Raw genomic sequence first — 21,793 nt, forward strand, 5'->3', positions numbered from 1 at the left:
GTCTCCTGTCGCGTGGTGCTCCGACAAGCCTAGAGCCGCCCCCTGACAGCGGATGCGCTGGGGGCGGCTCCGGTGTGCGGCCGTGTCACGGGCGCGCGGTCACAGCACGCACTCGGCCTCGGTGTAGCGGTCCTGCGGAACGGTCTTGAGGTTCTCGACGGCGTCCGCGAGCGGGACGAGCGTGATGTCCGTGCCGCGCAGCGCGGTCATCATGCCGAAGTGCCCGGCGTGCGCGGCCTCCACCGCGTGCCAGCCGAAGCGGGTGGCCAGCACCCGGTCGTACGCCGTGGGCGTGCCGCCGCGCTGGACGTGGCCGAGGATCACCGGGCGGGCCTCCTTGCCCAGGCGCTGCTCGAGCTCCACCGCCAGCTGGCGGGCGATGCCCGCGAAGCGCTCGTGGCCGTAGATGTCGGTGCCGCCGGTGTCGAAGGCCATGGAGCCCTCGCGCGGCTTGGCGCCCTCGGCGGCCACCACGATCGCGAACTTCTTGCCGGCCGAGAAGCGGTTGCCGACCAGTGTGGTCAGCTCGTCGATGTCGAAGGGGCGCTCCGGGACGACGATCGCGTGGGCGCCGGCGGCCATGCCGGAGTGCAGGGCGATCCATCCGGTGTGCCGGCCCATGACCTCGACGATCAGCACCCGCTGGTGCGATTCGGCGGTGGTCTTCAGCCGGTCCAGGGCATCGGTGGCCACGCCCACGGCGGTGTCGAAGCCGAAGGTGACGTCGGTCCCGGCGATGTCGTTGTCGATGGTCTTGGGCACGCCGACGATGGGCAGGCCCGCGTCGAAGAGCATCCGGGCGGCCTTCAGGGTGCCCTCGCCGCCGATCGGGATGACGGCGTCGAGGCCCAGGTCGGCGACGTGGCTGCGGGCGCGCTCGACGCCGTCACGCAGGTGCGCGGGCTGGACGCGGGAGGAGCCGAGGATGGTGCCGCCGCGGGCCAGGATGCCGCCGACGGCGTCCAGGTCCAGCTTGCGGTAGTCGCACTCCAGCAGGCCCTTCCAGCCGTCGTGGAAACCGATCACCTCGTCACCGTGGTCGGCGGTCGCACGGTGGACGACCGAGCGGATGACGGCATTCAGACCGGGGCAGTCGCCGCCGGAGGTGAGGACACCTATGCGCATGGCAGTGCAGACCTTTACAACAGGGTCGGGAAACGACCGGACCCCGTTGTCCGGTGAGGGGGCTGAGGGCAGCTTATCGGCTCCGGCGGCCCGGCTTGATGGGCGCGGGCCGCCGTTCATCTGTCCGTCGGCCGGACGTGGTTCGCCGTACCGACAGGTGAGCGGGGGTGGGCTCAGGCGGGCTGCGTGGTGGCCGCGATCCGCTCGGCGCGCAGCGCCTCGTACCAGCGGTCGTCGACCGCGGGCAGCGCGGGCGCGTCCATGGCCAGGCGGATGAGCAGGTCCGCGATGTGCGGGTTGCGGGCCATGACCGGGCCGTGCATGTACGTGCCGAAGACGTTGTCCGCCCAGGCGCCCTCGGTGCCGTCGCCGGTGCCGTTGCCGTTGCCCGCGCGGACCGTGGCGAACGGGCGGGCGCCGGGGCCGAGATGGGTGATGCCCTGGTGGTTCTCGAAGCCGGTCAGCTGCGGCAGGCCGAGCGCCGGGTCGATGTCCGCCAGCACGTCGCCGACGCAGCGGGCGCCCTCGCCGCGGGTGCTGATCACGTCGAGCAGGCCGAGGCCGGCCTCGCGGTCGCCGAGGTCGTTGATGAACTCGTGGCCCAGGATCTGGTAGCCGGCGCAGACGGAGAACAGGATCGCCCCGTTGCCGACCGCGCGGTTCAGTCCGCCGTCGCGGCGCAGCCGCTCGGCCGCCAGCCGCTGCGGCCGGTCCTCGCCGCCGCCGATCAGATAGATGTCGCCGGAGGTGGGCACGGGCTGGTCGGAGCGTACGTCGTAGCGCTCCACGTTGATGCCGCGCTGGCGGGCGCGGCGCTCGACGACGAGCGCGTTGCCCTGGTCGCCGTAGGTGCTCAGCAGGTCCGGGTAGACCCAGATGAGGCGCAGGCTGTTGTCGTTCATGCTTCGCTGCTCTCGCTCTCGAACGCTGGGTCGTGGGTCAGTTGCCGACGCGGCGGCGCAGGTCCTGGAACGCCGTGTAGTTGGCGATGACCTCGATCCGGCCGCCGGGTGCGGCGGCGACGGCCTCGTCGAGGTTCTCGCAGACCCGGAAGTGCTGGCCGGCGACCTCCAGCCGGACGGCGAGGTCGAGCTTGCGGTCGCCGATCACGAACAGCGGGTGCCCGGTGAGGCGGGTGTAGTCGACGTCCCACAGCCAGGAGGTGTCGGTTCCGTCGGCGCCGCGGGCGTTGACGGACAGCACGACCGGGGTGGGCGGGCCGTCGATCAGGGAGAACGTCTCCAGCCAGCCGGCCGGGTTCTTCGCCAGCAGCAGGCGCAGCTCGCGGTCGTTGAACGTGATCACGTCGTAGCGGCCGGCCACGGCGGTGACCTGCCACATCCGCTCCAGGGCGACCTGCGGCGGGACGCCGAACGCGGCGGCCACGGCGGCGGAGGTGGTTGCGTTGGCCTTGTTGGCCCGGCCCGGCAGCTGCAGCTTGATCGGCCAGGCGGCGCCGTGCGGGTCCAGGACGTGCTCGCCGTGCAGGGCCCACTGCGGCATCGGGCGGCGGAAGCCGCAGTCGCCGCAGCCCCAGTCGTCGCCCGGGCGCTGCAGGACACCGCCGCAGGACGGGCAGGACCAGGCGTCGTCCTTCCACTCCTGGCCGGCCGCGACCCAGACGACGTTGGTGACGGAGCTGGCCGCCCAGGCGATCAGGGGGTCGTCGCAGTTGGCGATGACCAGGGCCTTCGTACCGGACAGGCCCTCGCGCCACTTCTCGGCGAGCATCCGGGTCTCCGCGGCGCGGTCGAGCTGGTCGCGGGAGAGGTTGAGCAGGGCGATCGCCTTGGGGTCGACGTCGCGGGCGACACCGGCGAGGTACTTCTCGTCGACCTCGATGACGCCGAAGCGGGCGTCGGAGCCGCCGGCGAGGGCGGAGGTGATGCCGGCGGGCATGTTGGCGCCCAGGGCGTTGGAGACGACCGGTCCGGCGGCGCGCAGGGCCTCCGCGATCAGCCGGGTGGTGGTGGTCTTGCCGTTGGTCGCCGAGACCAGCACGACGTCCAGGTGGGCGGCGAGGCGCGCGAGGAGGTCCGGGTCGAGCTTCAGGGCGACCCGTCCGCCGATCACCGAGCCGCTGCCCTTTCCGGCGGCGCGGGAGACGGCCGCGGCGGCCTTGCCCGCGGTCACGGCCAGCTTGGCCCGCGGAGACAGCGGTTCTGCGTTGCCTGCCATCGTGGTGGTTCCTCCTTGGGTCGTACGCCGCGGCCAGCCTATCCACTCGGCGGGGCTGTGCTCGAATCCGGCGGCGGGGGGTGGGCGATTTGCCTCGGGTGGGCCCATTCGCCGCCGGTCGCGGGGACCGGCGGGGGCTACGTCCCGCGCAGTACGCGCCATCGTCGGACCGGCCCGAGGCGGTCGGTGTACACGGTCCCGTCGAGGTGGTCGCACTCGTGCTGCAGGCAGCGTGCGAAGAACCCGGTGCCCGCCACCCGGACCGGCTCGCCCGCGGCGTCCACGCCCTCCACCACGGCCTCGTCCCACCGCTCGGTGACCGCCTCGCGGCCGGGCAGCGACAGACAGCCCTCCGGGCCGCGGACCGGGACCCCGCCGGTGTGCACGAGGCGCGGGTTCACGACGTATCCCAGATGCCGTACGTCCTCGTCGTCCGGGCAGTCGTAGACGAACACCCGCAGCCCGACGCCCACCTGGCAGGCGGCGAGGCCGACGCCGCGCGCGGCGTACATGGTGGCGAACAGGTCCTCCACCAGCCGCCGCACCGGCTCGCCGAACTCCGTGACCTCCTCGGCCGGGCGGTGCATGGCCGGCGCGCCGAAGCCGCGTACGTCGCGCGCGGCGCCGGTGGCGCCGCGGATCCGCCTGCTCCCGCTTCTCACAGGCCCGGCCCCCCGGCGCGGTCCGGGGCGACGGCCAGCCGGCCCCACAGCAGGTCCGCGAGGCAGCGGACGACCTCCGCCCGGGAGCACGGCTGCTCGCTGAGCCACCAGTCGCCCGCCGCGTGCATCATGCCGACGATGCCGTGGCCCCAGGCGCGGGCCTGCAGGGCGCTGCCCGGGCCCAGGTCGACCCGCTCCAGGATGACCTCGGCCAGCTCCTCGCCGAGGCGCCGCAGCAGCGGCGCGGCGTGCCGGGCGGTCTCGAAGCCGCCCTCCGCGGGCTGCGCGGGCTCGGCCGGGTGCATCAGGAAGCGGTAGACCTGCGGCCGGAGCTCGATCGCCGCGAGGTAGGTGTCCAGCGTGGCCTCGACGCGCTCGCGGCGGCCGGCCGGGGCGTCGAGCGCGGCGCGCAGGGAGGCCAGCAGCCCGTCGGTGTGCCGCTCGGCGAGGGCGCGGTAGAGGCCGCCCTTGTCGCCGAAGTGCCGGTAGAGGATCGGTTTGGTGATGCCCGCCTCCGCGGCGATGGCGTTCATCGAGGCGCCCGGCCCGTCCCGCAGGACGACCCTGTCGGCGGCCTCCAGCAGCTCCCGTCTGCGGCGCTCGGTCGCCTGCTGCTGGTCGCCCTGCCGGCTGGTGTCCATGTGCTCCTCTTCCCGGGGTGACGGCCTCCCGCAACGTAACACCACTGGCCAGGCGGGATTCCCTGGCCCGGGCCCGGGTGTTGACATTGCCTACCGACGGGTAACACACTGACGTTACCGCCAGTAACAGCCCGCGGAGGGGTCATGGGAGAAGTCACGTTCGAGCTCAACGACGACCAGAAGCAGGTCCGGGACTGGATCCACGGCTTCGCCGTGGACGTCATGCGCCCTGCGGCCGCCGAGTGGGACGAGCGCGAGGAGACCCCCTGGCCGGTGATCCAGGAGGCCGCGAAGATCGGGCTCTACTCGCTCGACTTCTACGCCCAGCAGTATTTCGACCCGACCGGCCTCGGCATCGCGATGACCATGGAGGAGCTCTTCTGGGGCGACGCCGGCATCGGCCTGTCCATCGTGGGCACCGGCCTCGCGGCCGTCGGCGTGCTGGCCAACGGCACCGAGGAGCAGATCGGCACCTGGATCCCGCAGATGTACGGCGACGCCTCCGACGTACAGGTCGCGGCCTTCTGCTCCTCCGAGCCGGACGCCGGCTCGGACGTCTCCGCGATGCGCACCCGCGCGGTGTACGACGGGGCCAGGGACGAGTGGGTGCTGAACGGCACCAAGACCTGGGCCACCAACGGCGGCATCGCGAACGTCCATGTGGTCGTCGCGGTCGTCGACCCGGACCTGGGCTCGAAGGGCCACGCCTCGTTCATCATCCCGCCGGCCACCCCGGGGCTGTCGCAGGGGCAGAAGTTCAAGAAGCACGGCATCCGCGCCTCGCACACCGCCGAGGTCGTGCTGGAGGACGTGCGCGTGCCCGGCCACTGCCTGCTCGGCGGCAAGGAGAAGCTGGACGAGCGGCTGGCGCGGGCCCGCGAGCGGGCGAGGAGCGGCGAGCGCGTGAAGAACGCGGCGATGGCGACCTTCGAGGCGTCGCGCCCGGCGGTGGGCGCGCAGGCGGTGGGCATCGCCCGGGCCGCGTACGAGGTGGCGCTGGACTACGCCAAGACCCGCGTGCAGTTCGGCCGCCCGATCATCGACAACCAGGGCGTGGCCTTCCAGCTCGCCGACATGCGCACCCGGATCGACGCGGCCCGGCTGCTGGTGTGGCGGGCCTCGTGGATGGCGGTGGCGGGGAAGCCGTTCGCGTCCGCCGAGGGGTCGATGTCCAAGCTGTTCGCGGGCGAGACGGCCAAGGACGTCACCGCGCGGGCGATGCAGATCCTCGGCGGCAACGGCTTCACCCGGGAGTACCCGGTGGAGCGGATGCACCGGGACGCCGCGATCTACACGATCTTCGAGGGCACCAGCGAGATCCAGCGGCTGGTGATCGCGCGGACGCTGTCGGGGATGCCCATCCGCTGAGGGCGCGCCGGGCCGGTCACTTCCTTCCGCCGGGCGCCGCGCGCTGGTCGTCGGGGTCGTGCGAGAGCAGCAGCAGGCTGTGCGCCCCCACGGCGATCTCCGCGCCCGCCTTGTGCTCGGTCTCGTCCGGCACGCCGTGCGGGTCCGAGGTGTCGATCCGGGTGGTCCAGCGTTCCGCGTACCCGGGGTCCGGCAGGTGGAAGACGATCGGCTCCCGGTAGCTGTTCAGCAGGAGCAGGAACGAGGCGTCCACCACGGGTCTGCCGCTCGCGTCGGGTTCCGTGATCGCGTCGCCGTTGAAGAAGACGGCGACGGCGTGGGCGTCGGGCCGCTGCCAGTCCTGTTCCGTCATCTCGTGTGCGTCGGGCCGCAGCCATACGAGGTCCGGCAGCGGCCGGCCCTCCTGCGGCGCCGCGGCGCCGCGGAAGAACCGGCGCCGGCGCAGCACCGGGTGCGCGGTGCGCAGCGCGATCGCCCGCCGGGTGAAGGCGAGCAGGTCGCGCTGCTCCTCGTCGAGGTCCCAGTCGACCCAGGAGACCTCGTTGTCCTGGCAGTAGGCGTTGTTGTTGCCCCGTTGCGTGCGGCCCAGCTCGTCGCCGTGGGCGACCATCGGGATGCCCTGCGACAGCAGGAGCGTGGCGAGGAAGTTGCGCTGCTGGCGGGCGCGGAGTTCCAGGACGCCCTCGTCGCGTGTGGGCCCCTCCGCACCGCAGTTCCAGGACCTGTTCGCGTTCTCGCCGTCCCGGTTGTCCTCGCCGTTGTCCTCGTTGTGCTTGTCGTTGTACGAGACCAGGTCGCGCAGCGTGAAGCCGTCGTGCGCGGTGACGAAGTTGACGCTCGCGAACGGCCGGCGGCGGTCGTGCTGGTAGAGGTCGGAGGATCCGGTCAGCCGGGAGGCGAACTCGGCCAGCGACCGGTCCTCACCGCGCCAGAAGTCCCGTACCGCGTCGCGGTACTTGCCGTTCCACTCCGACCACAGGGGCGGGAAGTTGCCGACCTGGTAGCCCCCCTCGCCGACGTCCCACGGTTCGGCGATCAGCTTCACGCGGCCGACCACCGGGTCCTGCTGGACCAGGTCGAAGAACGCGGACAGCCGGTCGACGTCGTAGAACTGCCGGGCGAGCGTGGCGGCCAGGTCGAAGCGGAAGCCGTCCACGTGCATCTCGGTGACCCAGTAGCGCAGCGAGTCCATGATCAGTTGCAGCACGTTGGGGTGCCGCATCAGCAGGCTGTTGCCCGTGCCGGTGGTGTCGAAGTAGTGCGCCGGATCGCCCTCCGCCAGTCGGTAGTACGAGGCGTTGTCGATACCGCGGAAGGCGAGCGTGGGGCCCATCTCGTTGCCCTCCGCGGTGTGGTTGTAGACGACGTCGAGGATGACCTCGAGCCCCGCGGCGTGCAGCTTCTTGACCATCGACTTGAACTCGGTGACCTGCTGCCCGCGGGCGCTGCGGGCCGCGTAGGCGTTGTGGGGGGCGAAGAACCCGATGGAGGTGTACCCCCAGTAGTTCGACAGGCCGCGGTCGCGCAGGAAGCCGTCCTGGACGTACTGGTGGACCGGCATCAGCTCGACGGCCGTCACCCCGAGCGAGACGAGGTGGTCGATGACGGCCTCGGTCGCCAGTCCCTCGTACGTGCCGCGCAGCTCCGGGGGGACCTCCGGGTGCAGCCGGGTCAGGCCCCGCACATGGGCCTCGTAGATCACGGTCTGGGCGTAGGGGCGCCTCGGCTGTACGTCGCCCTCCCAGGGGAAGGAGGGGTCGGTCACCACGGAGAGCATGGTGTGCGGGGCGCTGTCCGCCGGTTCGGGCCCCTGCGCGGCGTGCTCGTACAGCGCCGGGTCGTTGCCCACCTGCCCCTCGAACGCCCTGGCGTAGGGGTCGAGGAGCAGCTTGGCGGGGTTGCACCGGTGGCCCGCCGCCGGGTCCCAGGGGCCGTGCACCCGGTATCCGTAGCGCTGGCCCGGGCCGACGCCCGGCAGGTAGCAGTGCCAGACGAAGCCGTCGACCTCGGTGACGGGCACGCTGTCGTGCGTGCCGTCCTCGTGGACGAGGACGAGATCGACCCGCTCGGCGACCTCGCTGAACAGCGCGAAGTTGGTTCCCACGCCGTCGTAGGCGGCGCCGAGCGGGAAGGGGTGTCCGATCCAGGTGCGCACGCCGCTACCTCCGCACGGCCGCGCGGGCCGCCATGCCGGCGCCGGGCTGCCCGGCGTACGCGGCCGCGGCGGCGGGCACGGGCTCCGCGCCGGTCGGGGCCGCGGGCACCGCCGGGGCCACGGGGGCGGCGACGGGCAGCTCGCGCGGCAGCCGGCGCGCCGCACGCAGGGTGGGCGCGGGCGGGGCGGGGGCCAGCGGGGCGCTGTCGGTGATCCGGGCCCGGTGCGAGAACCAGATGGTCTTGCCGTTCGTCGCGGGGCAGTTGCCCCAGCCGTCGCTCAGCGCGGCGATCTGCGCCAGGTAGCCGTCCGGCCCGTAGTGCGGGTGGGGAAGGTCGGGTTCGGTGTCGGACACGGCGGTGACGACATGCCGCCCGTTCCACCACATCTCGACGACGGCGTTCTTGTTCGTGGCGTGCGTCTCGATCGCCCGCAGCAGCAGACCCGCACAGCGGGTGACGGGTTCGACGAGAACCCCGAGATCCCAGTGACGCAGATGTGCGGCCAGAATTCGTCCGACCTGCTCGACCCGGCGCGGGCCGATCTCCACCTCCAGGTGGTAATAGCAGGGGTTCGCGGTGTTCATCGCTCTTGATTCCTCTCCGCGGGGCTAGACGTCGGCGGACTTTGCGGGCCGCCGCCCCGGTCACGAAGCGTGAGAGCTGGACTCTGATGAGTCAGATTCAGGGTGAGAGCACTACTCCATTTGTGCAACACGAGCAGGTCGGACCGGCCCGTCAAGATCCAACAGGACGCTGCGCACGCCTGCGTGCACCATGAGTCAGAAGCCGCGTCCGGCAGCTCCCACCGGTCCGGCGACCCGCCCCTGAGCGCCACTCAGGTGTGCTGCGGGCCTTGCGGGAGCACAAGAGGTGACCAGCGTGATGCTGCTGCCTGCCGAATCCGAGGTTGCGCGGCACCTGAACCGATACCGGGCCTGGGAACGGATGTTGCTGGCCCGTCCCGCCGACCACGGTGTGCGAGAGCACTTCGAGAACACCGCCTACACGCTGTGCGTCCTGATGGGACAGCGCACGGCACGGCTCGCCGCCGAGGCGGCCGAGCACTATCTGGCCCGCCGGCCGTCGCACCGGCGGCCGGCGCCCACGAGCCCACGGCCGACGGCTGTCCGCGGCCACGGCCCCCACGCCCCGCTCCGGGGCACGGCGAAGGAGACAACGATGACGCGATCCCCGCGCACCAGTCCTGCTCCGCCGCCCGCCGTCCGGTCGGCCGACCCCGCTCCGGAGGTCGCGCTGACCGTGCCCGTACTGGATGTCGGACCGGTCGTCGACGGCGGCCGCCGTCCCGCGAAGGCGGTGACGGGAGAGACGTTCCAGGTGACGGCCACGGTGTTCCGTGAGGGCGACGAGCCGGTCGGCGCCGAGGCCGTGCTGACCGGCCCCGACGGCCGGACCCGGCCCGGAACGCCCATGCGGGAACTTGCCGCGGGCACCGACCGCTGGGGCGCCGAGGTGACACCGGACGCCGAGGGACGCTGGACGTACGCCGTGGAAGCCTGGGCGGATCCGGTGGCGGGATGGCGCCGTACGGCGGAGATCAAGATCCCGGCCGGCCTCGACACGGAGCTCACCCTCGAAGAGGGCGCCCTGCTGTACGAGCGGGCCGCGGCCGCGGCGCCGGACGGCGATGACCGCCAGGCGCTCCTCGACACCGCGGAGACCCTGCGGGACGAGCTGCGGCCGCCCGGGGAACGCCTCCAGGCCGCGCTCGGTCCCCGGGTGGACGAGGTGCTGGCGCGGCACCCCCTGCGCGAGCGCGTCACACGCTCGCACGCCCTGCCCCTGCTGGTGGAGCGGCGCCGGGCCCTGTTCGGCTCCTGGTACGAGTTCTTCCCCCGGTCGGAGGGAGCGGTCGTCCGGGAGGGTGCTCCGCCGGTCTCCGGAACCTTCCGCACCGCCGCCGAGCGTCTGCCCGCGATCGCCGCGATGGGCTTCGACGTCGTCTATCTGCCGCCTGTCCATCCCATCGGCAGCACCTTCCGCAAGGGCCCGGACAACTCCCTGTCCTCCGGCCCGCAGGACGTCGGCGTGCCCTGGGCGATCGGCTCCCCCGAGGGCGGCCACGACGCGGTCCACCCCGATCTGGGCACCCTCGACGACTTCGACGCCTTCGTGCGGCGCGCCACCGATCTGCACCTGGAGGTCGCCCTGGACTTCGCGCTCCAGTGCTCCCCGGACCACCCCTGGGTGGAGAAGCATCCCGAGTGGTTCCACCAGCGCGCCGACGGCACCATCGCCTACGCGGAGAACCCGCCGAAGAAGTACCAGGACGTCTATCCGCTCGCCTTCGACCGCGATCTGCCGGGTCTGATCGCCGAGACCGTGAGCCTGCTGCGGTTCTGGATGGACCACGGCGTGCGCATCTTCCGCGTCGACAACCCGCACACCAAGCCCCTGGTGTTCTGGGAGGAGGTGATCTCCCGGATCAACGCCACCGACCCGGACGTCATCTTCCTCGCCGAGGCGTTCACCCGGCCCGCGGTCATGCGGGCCCTGGCCCAGGCGGGCTTCCAGCAGTCGTACACGTACTTCACCTGGCGCAACACCAAGCAGGAGCTGACCGACTGCCTCAGCGACCTCAGCGCCGGGAGCGCCGCGTACCTGCGCCCCAACCTGTTCGCGAACACGCCGGACATCCTGTCCGGGTATCTGCAGCAGGGCGGCCGTCCGGCCTTCGAGGTACGGGCCGTGCTGGCGGCCACCCTCTCGCCGAGCTGGGGCGTCTACGCCGGCTACGAGCTGTGCGAGAACGACGCGGCCGGCGCCGGCAGCGAGGAGTACCTGCACTCGGAGAAGTACGAGCTGCGCCCGCGCGACTGGGCCGCCGCCGAGCGTGCGGGCGACTCCATCGCACCCCTCATCACGACACTCAACGGGATACGGCGACGCCACCCCGCCCTGCACGCGTTGCGGAACCTCCGCTTCCACCAGGCCGACGACGACGACGTCATCGTCTACAGCAAACGCGACGGCCAGGACCTGGTCGTGGTGGTCGCCAACCTCGATCCCCATCAGACCCACGAGGCCACGGTCACGCTGGACATGCCGGAACTCGGCCTCGGGCAGCACGAGACCGTGCCCCTGCGCGACGAGCTCAGCGGTGAGTCGTACACCTGGGGCCGGACCGACTTCGTACGTCTCGGCCCTGGCGGCGCGCACGTGCTCGTCGCCACCGGAGGTGCAGCCGCATCATGAGCGTCAACGAGCCCGTCCCCGACACCTTCCAGGACACCCCCGCGAAGGACCGCGACCCCGAGTGGTTCAAGCGCGCCGTCTTCTACGAAGTACTCGTGCGCTCCTTCCACGACAGCAACGGGGACGGCGTCGGCGACCTCAGAGGGCTGACCGCCAAGCTCGACTACCTGCAGTGGCTGGGCATCGACTGCCTGTGGCTGCCGCCGTTCTTCGCGTCGCCGCTGCGCGACGGAGGCTACGACGTCTCCAACTACACGGCCGCGCTGCCGGAGTTCGGCGACCTCGCGGACTTCGTGGAGTTCGTGGACTCCGCACACCAGCGGGGTATGCGCGTGATCATCGACTTCATCATGAACCACACCAGCGACCAGCACCCCTGGTTCCAGGCCTCCAGGAGCGATCCCGAAGGACGTTACGGCGACTACTACATGTGGGCCGACGACGATCAGCAGTACCGCGGCGCCCGCATCATCTTCGTCGACACCGAGTCCAGCAACTGGACGTACGACCCGGTGCGCAAGCAGTACTACTGGCACCGCTTCTTCTCCCACCAGCCGGACCTCAACTACGACAACCCGGCCGTCCAGGAGGAGATCCTCTCCGCGCTGCGTTTCTGGCTGGACCTGGGCATCGACGGCTTCCGGCTGGACGCGGTGCCGTACCTCTACGCCCGCGAGGGCACCAACTGCGAGAACCTGCCCGAGACCCACGACTTCCTCAAACGCATCCGCAAGGAGATCGACGCCGCCTACCCCGACACCGTGCTCCTCGCCGAGGCCAACCAATGGCCCGAGGACGTCGTCGACTACTTCGGCGACTACCCCGCCGGCGGCGACGAGTGCCACATGGCCTTCCACTTCCCCGTCATGCCCCGCATCTTCATGGCCGTCCGCCGCGAATCGCGCTACCCCGTCTCCGAGATCCTCGCCAAGACCCCCGAGATCCCCGCCGGCTGCCAATGGGGCATCTTCCTGCGCAACCACGACGAACTCACCCTCGAAATGGTCACCGACGAAGAACGCGACTACATGTACGCGGAATACGCCAAAGACCCCCGCATGCGCGCCAACATCGGCATCCGCCGCCGCCTCGCCCCCCTCCTGGACAACGACCGCAACCAGATCGAACTCTTCACCGCCCTCCTCCTGAGCCTCCCCGGCTCACCGATCCTCTACTACGGCGACGAGATCGGCATGGGCGACAACATCTGGCTCGGCGACCGGGACGCGGTGCGCACCCCCATGCAATGGACCCCCGACCGCAACGCCGGCTTCTCCTCCTGCGACCCCGGCCGCCTCTACCTCCCCACCATCATGGACCCCGTCCACGGCTACCAGGTCACCAACGTCGAAGCCGCCATGTCCTCCCCCTCCTCACTCCTGCACTGGACCCGCCGCATGATCGAAGTCCGCAAACAGAACCGCGCCTTCGGCCTCGGCACCTACCACGAACTCCCCTCCACCAACCCCGCCGTCCTCGCCTTCCTCCGCGAGCACGAGGACGATCTCGTGCTGTGCGTCAACAACTTCTCCCGCTTCGCCCAGCCCACCGAACTCGACCTGCGCGCCTACGCGGGACGGCACCCCGTGGAACTGATCGGTCAGGTGCACTTCCCCGCCATCGGTGAACTGCCCTACCTCCTGACGCTGGCAGGCCACGGCTTCTACTGGTTCCGGCTGACCGGCCGGACGCGACGTCCGGACCCACCCGCCGGGCACCGCTGAAGGGATGAGTCCCATGCTGAAGACGGCATCGCAGTCGCCGGGCGTACTCAGCCGGCCACAGCTGTCGGCCTCGCTCGCCGGACTCCTTCGCGAGTGGCTGCCGAAGCAGAGGTGGTACGCGGGCAAGGGCCGGCCGGTCACGGAACTGGCCGTCCTGTCGGCGACAGAGCTCTATCCGGGCTGCCTGCACCTGCTGGTGCGTACGGGCCATACCGGGCAGTCGGACGACTGCTACCAACTCCTTCTCGGCGTCCGCGAGCAGCTGCCGCCCCGGCTGCGGCACGCGTTCATCGGCCGACCGGACACGGGCCCGCTCACGGGGCTCAGCGTGTACGACGCCCTGCTGGACCCGTGGTCCGCGACGCTGCTCCTGGAACGCCTGCGCGTCCCCGGGGTCGCGGGTCCCCTGCGGTTCGAACGGGACGCGCGGACCGTGGTCCCGGGCGGACTCACGCCCCGGCTGTTCGACGGTGAGCAGTCCAACACCTCCCTGGTGTACGGGGACGCCTTCATCCTGAAGCTCTTCCGCCGCGTCCAGCACGGCGTCAACCCCGACCTGGAGGTGCCGCGGGCGCTGGCCCGCGGCGGCTGCGACCGGGTGCCTGCGGCAGTCGCCTGGTTCGGCACCACCGAACCGCGGCCGATGACGCTCGGCGTGCTGCAGCCCTTCCTGCGCGACGCGACGGACGGCTGGACGCTGGCGCTGCGGTCCCTCGCCGAGGGCGACGACTTCAGCGCCGAGTCGTACGAACTGGGCCGCGCCACCGCCGAGGTGCACGGGGCGCTCGCCCGGGCCTTCGGCACCGGGCCCGTGGACCCGCGCGGCGGCGAGCTGCTGGCCGCCGCCATGACCGAGCGGCTGGAGAACGCCGCCCGCCAGGTGGCCGGACTCGCTCCCCACATGGCCCGGCTGAAGGCGGCGTACCGCACCGTCGCGGCCGGCGGACCGGGCCGCCCGGCCCAGCGGATCCACGGCGACCTGCACCTCGGCCAGGTGCTCCGGGCGGGGCAGCGCTGGTTCGTCATCGACTTCGAGGGCGAACCGGCCCGGCCGCTCTCCGAGCGCCGGCACGCGCAGTCCCCCGTCCGCGACGTGGCGGGCATGCTCCGCTCCTTCGACTACGCGGCCCACGCCCGGCCCCCTCGGCAGGCCGGGTGGGTGCGGCGATGCCGGGACGCCTACTGCGCCGGGTACGCCGCACAGGCGCCCTGGGATCCGCGCGCGGAGGCCGGACTCCTGCGCGCGTACGAGACCGACCGAGCCGTCTACGAAGCGCTGTACGAGGCCAGGCACCGCCCTGACTGGCTCCCCGTCCCCATGGCGGCGATCGCCCGCCTCGCAGAGGAGAGCTGAGACCGTGGACACCACCCGCACGTCCGTCCCGCCGGCACCCCTCGACGCACGGGACAGGCACCGCCTGCTGTCGGGCACCCACCACGATCCGCACGCCGTGCTGGGCGCGCATCCCGGGCCCGCGGGCACGGCCTTCGTGGTCCTGCGCCCGTACGCCCAGGCGGTGGCGCTCCTCACCGGGGGGCGGTGCGTGCCGCTGAACGACATGGGCGACGGGCTCTTCTCCGGTGTGCTGCCGGTCGACTCCTCCGGTGGGCCGCCGCGGGACGCGATACCCGGGTACCGGCTGCGCGTCACCTACGACGGCCGGGACTTCGACCACGAGGACCCCTACCGCTTCCTGCCCGCCCTCGGTGAGCTCGACCTGCACCTGATCGGCGAGGGCCGGCACGAGGAGCTGTGGCGGGCGCTGGGGGCGCACCCGATGGTCCATCAGGGCGTGCCCGGCACCCGGTTCACGGTGTGGGCGCCGCATGCGCGGGGCGTCGGGGTCTGCGGTGACTTCAGCTCCTGGGACGGCGCCGCCCATCCCATGCGCTCGCTGGGTTCGACCGGCGTGTGGGAGCTGTTCGTCCCGGGGCTCGGCGCGGGGGCGCGCTACAAGTTCGACATCACCCGCCCCGACGGCACCCGCACCCTGCGCGCGGACCCGATGGCCCGCCGCACCGAGGTGCCGCCCGCGACCGCCTCCGTCGTCACCGAGTCGTCGTACGACTGGGGGGACGCCGAGTGGATGGCGCACCGGGCGGACCGTCCCGTGCACCGGTCCCCCTTCTCGGTCTACGAGGTTCACGCGGCGTCCTGGCGGCCGGGCCTCTCCTACCGGGAGCTCGCCGGCCAACTCACGGAGTACGTCACGGCCGCCGGCTTCACCCACGTGGAGCTCATGCCGGTCGCCGAGTACCCGTTCAGCGGCTCCTGGGGCTACCAGGTCACCGGCTTCTACGCCCCCACCGCCCGCCTCGGCACCCCCGACGACTTCCGCCACCTCGTCGACACCCTGCACCAGGCCGGCATCGGCGTCATCCTCGACTGGGTGCCGGCACACTTCCCGAAGGACGACTGGGCGCTCGCCGCCTTCGACGGAGCGCACCTCTACGAACCGGGGGACAGCCGGCGCGCCGAACACCCCGACTGGGGCACCCTGACCTTCGACTACGGCCGCAAGGAGGTCCGCAACTTCCTCGTCGCCAACGCCCTGTACTGGTGCGAGGAGTTCCACCTCGACGGCCTGCGGGTCGACGCCGTCGCCTCGATGCTCTACCTGGACTACTCCCGTGAGGACGGGCAGTGGGCACCCAACGAGTCCGGCGGCCGGGAGAACCTCGACGCCGTCGCCTTCCTCCAGGAGATGAACGCCACCCTCTACCGGCGCTGCCCCGGCGTCGTGACGATCGCGGAGGAGTCCACGGCGTGGAACGGCGTGACACGGGCCACCCACCTCACGGGCCCGGACGGCCTCGGGGGCCTCGGCTTCGGCATGAAGTGGAACATGGGCTGGTCCCACGACTCGCTCGAGTACGTCGGGCGCGATCCGGTGCACCGCCGCCATCACCACGGTGAGATGACCTTCTCGATGGTGTACGCGTACAGCGAGAACTACGTCCTGCCCCTGTCCCACGACGAGGTCGTCCACGGCAAGCGGTCCCTGGTCTCGAAGATGCCCGGCGACTGGTGGCAGCAACGCGCCAACCACCGGGCCTATCTGGGCTTCATGTGGGCGCACCCGGGGAAGCAGCTCCTCTTCATGGGCCAGGAGTTCGCGCAGGGCGCCGAGTGGTCCGAGGAGCACGGCCTCGACTGGCGGCTGCTGGATCCGGGCTACCCGGCGGAGGCCGACCACGCGGGCGTACTGCGGCTGGTCCGGTGCCTCAACCTCGCGTACCGGTCCACCCCCACCCTGTGGGAACAGGACACCGAGCCTGCCGGCTTCTCCTGGGTCGCGGCGGACGCGGCCGAGGACAACGTGCTGGCGTTCCTGCGCTTCGCCGCGGACGGCTCCCCGCTGCTGGCCGTGTGCAACTTCTCCCCGGTGGTACGCCATGACTACGCGCTCGGTGTCCCGGACGCGGTCGCGGTGTGGCGGGAGGTCCTCAACACCGATCTGGCCCTCTTCGGGGGAAGCGATGTCGACAACCCCGGCCCGCTGAAGCCCGCCTGGGAGCCGGCCCACGGCCGCCCGGCCTCGCTGCGGGTGACCCTTCCGCCGCTCGCCACGGTGTGGCTGCGCCCCGAGTGAGGGCACGACCTGCCGCCCCCGGACGCGATCCGGCAGGCCACGTACCGTACGGACCCTCCCCCGGCGGCCCGCGGGCGGCTAGTCTGCGCGGCAACGGGAGGCTCGGGGAGGCTGGTGCGGTGTTCTACTACGTGCTCAAGTACGTGCTGCTGGGACCACTCCTGCGGCTGGCGTTCCGGCCGCGGATCGAGGGCTTGGAGAACATTCCCGAGGAGGGCGCGGCCATCGTCGCCGGCAACCACCTGTCGTTCTCGGACCACTTCCTGATGCCGGCGATCCTCAGGCGGCGCATCACCTTCCTCGCCAAGGCGGAGTACTTCACCGGGCCGGGCATCAAGGGACGCCTGGTCGCGGCGTTCTTCCGCAGCGCGGGCCAGATCCCGGTGGACCGCACGGGGCGCAAGGCCGCGCAGGCGGCGATCGACGAGGGGCTCGGCGTCCTGCGCAAGGACGAACTCCTGGGCATCTACCCGGAGGGCACCCGTTCGCACGACGGGAAGCTGTACAAGGGGCGCGTCGGCGTGGCGGCGATGGCGGTGCGGGCGCAGGTCAAGGTCATCCCCTGCGCGATGGTCGGCACCTTCGAGCTGCAGCCGCCGGGACGCGTCATCCCGCGCGTCGGCCGGGTGACCATCCGCTTCGGCGAACCGCTGGACTTCACGCGGTTCGCGGGGATGGAGAAGGAGAAGGCCGTCCTGCGGGCCGTCACCGACGAGATCATGTATGCCATCCTGAAGCTGTCCGGTCAGGAGTACGTCGACCGGTACGCGACGGATGTGCGCGCCGAGCTGGAGGCCGCGCGCAAAGCGGCCTGAACGGCCACGGGGGGAACAGTGAGCGCACGGCTGAAGAGCCTTGCCCGGCAGAACCGCGAGATCACCGAACGGGGCGGCTACACCGCGCCCGGCGGATCGTGGGTGGCGCTGGACGGGCGGGTGGACGCCGCGGTGCGCGGCACGCGGGTGTACGGGCCGGAGCCGGTGGCCGTCTCCCCGGCCGGCGGTGCGGCGACCGTCTTCGAGGTCACCGGCGAGGACAGCCTGGCGGCGGCGCGGCGGCTCACCGAAGCCGGCCCCTCGCGGGTCGGGGTGCTCAACTTCGCGTCCGCGCGCAACGTGGGCGGGGGGTACGTCAACGGCGCCAGGGCCCAGGAGGAGGACGTCTGCCGGGCGTCCGCGCTGTACGAGTGCCTGCTGTCCGTACCGGAGTTCTACACCGCGCACCGGGCCGACCCGAGCCCGTTCTACAGCGACCGCGTCATCCACTCCCCGGCCGTGCCCGTGTTCCGCGACCGGCGGGGCGGGCTGCTGGACGCGCCGTACGGCGTCGACTTCCTGACAGCGGCGGCGCCGAACGCCGGGGTGATCGCGCGGCAGACACCGGAGCGCACCGGGGAGATCCCGGGCGCGCTGCTGCGGCGTGCCGGGCGGGTGCTCGAGGCCGCGGCGGCGGGCGGATGCCGGGAGCTGGTGCTCGGGGCGTGGGGGTGCGGGGTGTTCCGTAACGAACCCGCGGTGGTGGCGGGGGCGTTCGCGGCGCTGCTGCTCGACGGGGGCCGCTGCGCGGGGTGGTTCGAGCGGGTGGTGTTCGCCGTCTGGGAGCGCGCCGAGGCCGCACCGGCGCGCGGGGCGTTCGAGGAACGCTTCGCGGTCGCGCGGGCCTAGCTCGCGTCCGGGGTCGCGGTCGCGCCCGCCTAGCTCGCGTCCGGGGGTGCCGGGCGATGCTCGGCCGCGATGCCGAAGCGGCGGCGTTCGCCCATGGCGGACACGGGGGTGCGCAGCGTGGAGACGGTGCTGATCACGCCGTCCTCCGCGGGCGCGCCCAGCGCCTCGAGACGTGCCAGGTCACCGGAATCCCGTGGGCCATGCTGCCATGCTGACGGACTGTACGTTCTGTACATTTTCCCGTGCGGAAGGGGTGACCCCCGATGAGGCATCCGGGCGCCAGGTACGTCCTGCCGGAGTTCACGGAGCGCACGAGCGGCGGGTACCGGTCGCTGGATCCGTACGCGAAGCTCTTCCAGGAGCGCATCGTCTTCCTGGGCACGGCCGTCGACGACACCGCGGCGAACGACGTGATGGCCCAGCTCGTCCAACTGGAGCACGCCGCACCGGACATGGACATCTCCCTCTACCTCAACTCCCCGGGCGGGTCCTTCACCGCCATGTCCGCCGTCCACGACACGATGCGGTTCGTCGGCTGCGACATCGAGACCGTGTGCCTGGGCCAGGCGGCGTCCGTCGCGGCCGTGCTGCTGGCGGCCGGAACGCCGGGCAAGCGGTACATCCTGCCGGGGGCGCGGGTGCTGCTGCGCCAGCCCCGGCTGAGCGAGGCCGTCCAGGGGCAGGCGGACGATCTGCACATCCAGGCCGAGGAACTCCAGCGCCGCCGCCGGTGGATGGAGGACGTCCTCGCCGAGTACACCGGGCAGTCGGTGGAGAAGGTGCGCGCCGACATCGAGCGGGACCTGTTCCTGGACGCGGCCGCCGCCGTGGAGTACGGGCTGGCCGACCGGATCACCGAGCGCCACCGCCCTGCCGGACGGGGGTGAGCGTGCTGCCTCCGGAGCCGCCGAAGCTGCCCGCCCTCACCCGCGCCGAGGGCCGGTTCATCGACGCCTACCTCGCGGTGGTGGACCAGGTCGGCCGGATCAACCCGGCCCGGCGCGACCACACCTACGGCGCGCTGCGCGCCGCCCAGGCGCTCGTACGCAGCGCCGTGGAGCTGCGCGACGCGCTGGCGCAGATGCATCTGCGCGGCGAGAGCGACCTGCACTCGGCCACCCTGGAGGAGGCGCTGCGTGTGCTGGACGGAGAGCGCCGGGCGCTGCAGGTGACGCTGCCGCAGCCGCGGGACGAATAGCGGGCGCCCCTCCGCGGTTTCGCACGAAGGGCGTCGGATACGTTGACGTGATGACAGATCATCTCGCGGGGGTACTCGCCGACGCCGCACGCGGCGTCTTCCCGCCGTCCGACGGCTCCGTGCACGTACTGCCGCCGCCCTCGCCGAGGGACTCGGGGATCATCGCGCTGACGGCGTGCTCCCTGGTGTTCGCCGACGTGGACGAGCGGTGGGTACGGGACCTGCTGCCGCCGGACGATCTGTCGGCCCCCCTCAACCCGCCGTTCCTGCGGGCGCTGGAGGAGCGCACGGGACGGCGGGTCAACAACGTCGATGTGCTGACCGTCGCCTCCCGACTCGACGGCCCCCCACCCCTGGAGCTGGCGCCCACCGAGGACCGCCGCCATCCGCGGATCGTCCGCGCGCTGCACCACCGCGACGACGTCCGCGCGTGGACGGTGCCGGGTGGGACGGTGCTGCTGGGGCGCGGGGTCGCGGGGCGCTGGGAGGTGGCCGTCGAGGTGGAGCCGCCGGCGCGCGGCACGGGACTCGGCCGACGGCTCGCGGTCGCCGCGCGCCATCTGGTGCCGCAGGGCGAGCCGTTGTGGGCGCAGATCGCGCCGGGCAACGCGGCGAGCGTCCGGGCGTTCCTGGCGGCCGACTTCCTTCCGGTGGGCGCCGAGGCGCTGCTGGTGGCGGACCACGCATAGGGGCCCCCGGCTGGTGGCGGACCACGCATGGGCCCCCGGTGCCACGGGTGGGCTCACGCCACCGGTGTGCGCCACGGCATCGCGATCCAGATGGTCTTGCCGCCGTCCGGGGTGGGAGTGACGGTCAGCCGGCCGCCCGACTCCGCGACCAGGATGCGGATGATGGCCATCCCGCGGCCGTTGTCCTGCTGCACCGCGGCGGGCAGCCTGCGCGGCCAGCGCGGATGACTGTCCGTCACACCGATCCGCAGCTCCTCGTCGCGCTCCAGGATCAGGTCGAGCGTGAACGTCGGCGACTGGCCGAGGGTGTGCTGGATGGCGTTGGTGGCGAGTTCGGAGACGATCAGCCGGACCGTGTCCGCGACGTCCGTCCCGTCCGCGAGCCCCCACTCGCCCAGCGTCCGCACCGCGTAGCGGCGGGCTGTCGTCACTGAGACCGGCTCGCTCGGCAGAGTGACTGCGGCTTCTCGTTGGTCTGCCATGGCGTGCCGTCCCCTTCCACCCGGGGCCGGACTTCGACAGAGCGGTGAAGTCGAGGACGGCTTCGAGCAGTTACCTCGTGACGAGGTGTAACCGATGTTCCACCATCCACGACAGATCCATCAAGATATGCATATATCTGTCCCTCGAAGCGGTGAACTCTGCTACGGCCGACCGGATTCGCACGGCACAATGTCGCAACGCCCAACGGGCATTCGGCGAGCCGGGAGGCACCATGGCGCACGGTCCGGCGGTACGCCGCCGCAAACTCGGTGCGGAACTGCGCCGCCAGCGCGACCTCGCCGGCCTCACGAGCGGTGAGGCGGCCACCCGGGCGGGCTGGCACCAGTCCAAGGTCAGCCGGATCGAGACGGGACGCAGCGCGGCGAAGGCCGCCGACGTAAGGCTGCTGCTGGACGTGTACGAGTGCGCCGACGCGGACCTGCGGGCGGTGCTCGAGGCGCTGACCGTCCCGGACGCGCCGGACCGCGCCTGGTGGCGGGCGTACCGGGAGCTGCTGCCCGACGCGTACCGGGACTTCATCTCGCTGGAGGGCGAGGCGACGCTCGTCCGGACGCTGGAGACGATGGTGGTGCCCGGCCTGCTGCAGACGCCGGCCTACGCGCGCGCCGTCACCCGGGCGGCCATGGCCGGGGCGGCCGAGGGGAAGGTCGCGGCCCTGGCGGACGTGCGCATCGCGCGCCAGGCGGTGCTGCGGGCGACACCGCCGCTCACCCTGCACGCGGTGCTCGACGAGGCCGTGCTGCGCCGGGAGGTCGGCGGGCGGGAGGTGATGGCGGAGCAGTTACGGCACCTGGTGGAACTCGGGCGGCTGGAGAACGTCCGGTTGCAGGTGCTGCCGTTTTCCAGCGGTGTGCATGTCGGAGTCTGCGGGCCTTTCGTTATGTTCTCATTTCCGCACAGTTCCGACCTGGATGTTGTGGTTCTTGACCATCTGACGAGTAGCTTCTATCTCGAACGGAAAGAAGACCTGGGGGCGTACGTCGAGGCTTTCGCAGACCTTCAGGCAAGCGCCCTCTCGCATGAGCAGTCGTTGGCATTCATGGCCGGTATCAACTCCGGCATGTGAGGAGGCAT

At 72.0% G+C, this 21,793-nt stretch carries 19 protein-coding genes and 1 pseudogene; 12 read left to right on the forward strand and 8 right to left on the reverse strand.

Annotated features, from left to right (window positions below):
* Positions 1 to 99: 99 nt before the first annotated feature.
* The 5 genes from AB0M28_RS07390 to AB0M28_RS07410 all read right to left on the reverse strand — a co-directional run bounded on the left by AB0M28_RS07390 (position 100) and on the right by AB0M28_RS07410 (position 4,606).
* Positions 100 to 1,125, reverse strand: coding sequence for a 6-phosphofructokinase (locus AB0M28_RS07390; protein WP_365399206.1), 1,026 nt, complete (start codon positions 1,123 to 1,125; stop codon positions 100 to 102).
* A 173-nt stretch (positions 1,126 to 1,298) separates the two neighbouring features.
* On the reverse strand, positions 1,299 to 2,027 hold the full coding sequence (locus AB0M28_RS07395; protein ID WP_365399209.1) for a glutamine amidotransferase: 729 nt from the start codon (positions 2,025 to 2,027) through the stop codon (positions 1,299 to 1,301).
* A 37-nt stretch (positions 2,028 to 2,064) separates the two neighbouring features.
* Positions 2,065 to 3,303 (reverse strand): MurT ligase domain-containing protein, encoded by a 1,239-nt coding sequence (locus tag AB0M28_RS07400; RefSeq protein ID WP_365399212.1) that lies wholly within the window; start codon positions 3,301 to 3,303, stop codon positions 2,065 to 2,067.
* Positions 3,304 to 3,440: 137 nt separating this feature from the next.
* Entirely contained in the window at positions 3,441 to 3,965 is a 525-nt protein-coding gene (gene def / locus AB0M28_RS07405; protein WP_365399215.1) for a peptide deformylase, read from the reverse strand.
* Positions 3,962 to 4,606, reverse strand: coding sequence for a TetR family transcriptional regulator (locus AB0M28_RS07410; RefSeq protein WP_365399218.1), 645 nt, complete (start codon positions 4,604 to 4,606; stop codon positions 3,962 to 3,964). The genes def and AB0M28_RS07410 overlap by 4 nt, the downstream gene beginning before the upstream one ends.
* Positions 4,607 to 4,750: 144 nt before the next feature.
* Between AB0M28_RS07410 and AB0M28_RS07415 the strand changes: the two genes are divergently transcribed.
* A complete protein-coding gene (locus tag AB0M28_RS07415) occupies positions 4,751 to 5,974 on the forward strand; it encodes an acyl-CoA dehydrogenase family protein (protein ID WP_365399221.1) in 1,224 nt (407 codons plus the stop codon).
* A 16-nt stretch (positions 5,975 to 5,990) separates the two neighbouring features.
* On the opposite strand, the gene glgX is transcribed toward AB0M28_RS07415, so the two are convergent.
* The gene (gene glgX, locus AB0M28_RS07420) at positions 5,991 to 8,129 is read right to left on the reverse strand and encodes a glycogen debranching protein GlgX (RefSeq protein WP_365399224.1); all 2,139 of its coding nucleotides are present in this window, start codon (positions 8,127 to 8,129) and stop codon (positions 5,991 to 5,993) included.
* 4 nt (positions 8,130 to 8,133) lie between these two features.
* Positions 8,134 to 8,715 (reverse strand): pep a2, encoded by a 582-nt coding sequence (locus tag AB0M28_RS07425; RefSeq protein ID WP_365399227.1) that lies wholly within the window; start codon positions 8,713 to 8,715, stop codon positions 8,134 to 8,136.
* Positions 8,716 to 9,013: 298 nt separating this feature from the next.
* On the opposite strand from AB0M28_RS07425, the pseudogene AB0M28_RS07430 reads away from it, so the two are divergent.
* From AB0M28_RS07430 to AB0M28_RS07475, 10 genes and pseudogenes are all read left to right on the forward strand, one after another.
* A pseudogene (locus AB0M28_RS07430) lies at positions 9,014 to 9,196 on the forward strand (DUF5133 domain-containing protein); the annotation flags it as partial.
* Positions 9,197 to 9,310: 114 nt separating this feature from the next.
* Entirely contained in the window at positions 9,311 to 11,347 is a 2,037-nt protein-coding gene (locus tag AB0M28_RS07435) for an alpha-1,4-glucan--maltose-1-phosphate maltosyltransferase (protein WP_365399380.1), read from the forward strand.
* A complete protein-coding gene (gene treS, locus AB0M28_RS07440; RefSeq protein WP_365399230.1) occupies positions 11,344 to 13,071 on the forward strand; it encodes a maltose alpha-D-glucosyltransferase in 1,728 nt (575 codons plus the stop codon). Before AB0M28_RS07435 ends, treS begins: the two co-directional genes overlap by 4 nt.
* Positions 13,072 to 13,084: 13 nt before the next feature.
* Positions 13,085 to 14,425: a maltokinase gene (locus AB0M28_RS07445; protein ID WP_365399232.1), complete on the forward strand. Its 1,341-nt coding sequence runs from the start codon at positions 13,085 to 13,087 to the stop codon at positions 14,423 to 14,425.
* 4 nt (positions 14,426 to 14,429) lie between these two features.
* Complete coding sequence (gene glgB / locus AB0M28_RS07450; protein ID WP_365399235.1) at positions 14,430 to 16,664, forward strand: 1,4-alpha-glucan branching enzyme; 2,235 nt, start codon at positions 14,430 to 14,432, stop codon at positions 16,662 to 16,664.
* Between the two features lie 119 nt (positions 16,665 to 16,783).
* The gene (locus tag AB0M28_RS07455; RefSeq protein WP_365399238.1) at positions 16,784 to 17,479 is read left to right on the forward strand and encodes a lysophospholipid acyltransferase family protein; all 696 of its coding nucleotides are present in this window, start codon (positions 16,784 to 16,786) and stop codon (positions 17,477 to 17,479) included.
* A gap of 18 nt (positions 17,480 to 17,497) precedes the next feature.
* Positions 17,498 to 18,328, forward strand: a complete 831-nt coding sequence (locus tag AB0M28_RS07460; RefSeq protein ID WP_365399240.1) for a TIGR02452 family protein — start codon at positions 17,498 to 17,500, stop codon at positions 18,326 to 18,328.
* A gap of 263 nt (positions 18,329 to 18,591) precedes the next feature.
* Positions 18,592 to 19,215, forward strand: coding sequence for an ATP-dependent Clp protease proteolytic subunit (locus tag AB0M28_RS07465; RefSeq protein ID WP_365399243.1), 624 nt, complete (start codon positions 18,592 to 18,594; stop codon positions 19,213 to 19,215).
* 2 nt (positions 19,216 to 19,217) lie between these two features.
* Positions 19,218 to 19,526, forward strand: coding sequence for a hypothetical protein (locus AB0M28_RS07470; protein WP_365399245.1), 309 nt, complete (start codon positions 19,218 to 19,220; stop codon positions 19,524 to 19,526).
* 50 nt (positions 19,527 to 19,576) lie between these two features.
* On the forward strand, positions 19,577 to 20,215 hold the full coding sequence (locus AB0M28_RS07475; protein ID WP_365399248.1) for a GNAT family N-acetyltransferase: 639 nt from the start codon (positions 19,577 to 19,579) through the stop codon (positions 20,213 to 20,215).
* Between the two features lie 53 nt (positions 20,216 to 20,268).
* Here AB0M28_RS07475 and AB0M28_RS07480 read toward each other — a convergent pair whose 3' ends face one another.
* On the reverse strand, positions 20,269 to 20,697 hold the full coding sequence (locus AB0M28_RS07480; protein ID WP_365399251.1) for an ATP-binding protein: 429 nt from the start codon (positions 20,695 to 20,697) through the stop codon (positions 20,269 to 20,271).
* Positions 20,698 to 20,930: 233 nt separating this feature from the next.
* Between AB0M28_RS07480 and AB0M28_RS07485 the strand changes: the two genes are divergently transcribed.
* Positions 20,931 to 21,785, forward strand: a complete 855-nt coding sequence (locus AB0M28_RS07485; RefSeq protein WP_365399254.1) for a helix-turn-helix transcriptional regulator — start codon at positions 20,931 to 20,933, stop codon at positions 21,783 to 21,785.
* The last annotated feature ends 8 nt before the right edge of the window (positions 21,786 to 21,793 follow it).

This window comes from Streptomyces sp. NPDC051940, assembly GCF_040680895.1.
GTDB lineage: Bacteria > Actinomycetota > Actinomycetes > Streptomycetales > Streptomycetaceae > Streptomyces.